1 protein-coding gene is annotated in these 1,277 nt (G+C 64.4%); it reads right to left on the minus strand.

From position 1 onward, the window contains the following. Positions 1–23: 23 nt before the first annotated feature. A partial coding sequence (locus tag G3480_RS26705; protein WP_164657219.1) for an ISKra4 family transposase occupies positions 24–1,277 on the minus strand: 1,254 nt, incomplete at its 5' end.

The following is a 1,277-nucleotide window of genomic DNA, read 5'->3' on the forward strand; positions in this document are numbered from 1 at the left end:
GAGTGCGGCCTCTGAATGATGTCTCAGCAACAGCATTCGGCGCCGAACTGATCAATGCGCTGCCAGAACTGAGTCCAGCGCCCGGCGGTCTGCGTGAGGGCCCGTAAGCTGAGGACGATCTTGGCGCCGGTGTTCTTCCAACGCATGCCCGAGGCGCACAGGCGCTGTTTGACGAGGGTCTTGCAAGCGGCTTCGGTGACACCCGAGCCGATCGGCAAGCCTTCAGCGACATAGCGAGCGTAGTCCATCTGGTGGTGATGGTTGGCGAAGTAGGTCTGGGCGCTGTCGAGGTCTTCGCGGACCTGCTGAGAGAGGTTGCGGCGCTCGGCGAGTTGGGCCGCCTCCTCGATCAGCGTGGCGACCGCCTCGGGTTGGTGTTTGAGACGCGAGCAGTGCGCGGAGTGCCAGCGTTCGCGTTTGGCCTTCGCCTTCGCTTGCGGATGTGCCGCGCGGGCGATCTTGGCGACGTATTCGGTAGCATGGAAGAAGTCGATCAATTGGCGTTCGGTGTGTTGTTCCAAGAACGCCCAATTGGCGCTGGCGCCATCGGCGATGCCGAGATACAGCGCCTCGGGAAACTGCTGCTTGATGCGCGCGATCTCGCGTTCCATGCGCTGCTTGAACTCCGCCTTGCCATACTCCGGCGCGGCGGCGAGGTAGACCGTGTGTTGCCGCTCGCCTTGGCTGTCATAGAGCGAGAGCGCCCCGACCATCGCCTCGCGATAGCTGGCGCTGTCGGCCATCGGGATCATGGCCCCGTCGAGGCTGATGACGATGGTGGTGATGGCGGCATCCAGGGTGGGCAGTTCGTAGTCCCAGCGTTCCTCCTTGGCGCCAGCGATGCCGCCGACCCACTCGGCGACATTTTGGATGTAGGAGGTTGCGACCTTGCGCCCATGATTCTGCTCCAGGTCGGTTTGCACCGCGCGTGCGTTCAGTTGGCCATACTTGTGGCTGAGCTGACTGGCGAAGCGCGGGGTGGCGTCACGGATGATGCGGGCCTGGTGCTCAAGCGGGCAGTAGATGCGCCCGCCGCGGGAGGTTTGATAGACGTAACGCTCAATGCGCACCGGCCCATAGGGCGTCTGGTAGCTTTTGCCGTCGCGCGCACGGGCCGTCCACTTGATTGCGCCGAGCTGGATCGGGCTGCCGTCGGTGTCGAAGCGCAGCAGGGCTTCGCCCGTCGCGCTGCGACCGAGGTCGTTGACGGCCTCGAGGATCGCCGCTTCCATCTCCAGCATCGTCCCCCCGAGGCGGAGCGTGACCTGGAACGTGAC

This window comes from Thiorhodococcus mannitoliphagus (assembly GCF_010915725.1).
In the GTDB taxonomy this organism is placed as follows: domain Bacteria; phylum Pseudomonadota; class Gammaproteobacteria; order Chromatiales; family Chromatiaceae; genus Thiorhodococcus; species Thiorhodococcus mannitoliphagus.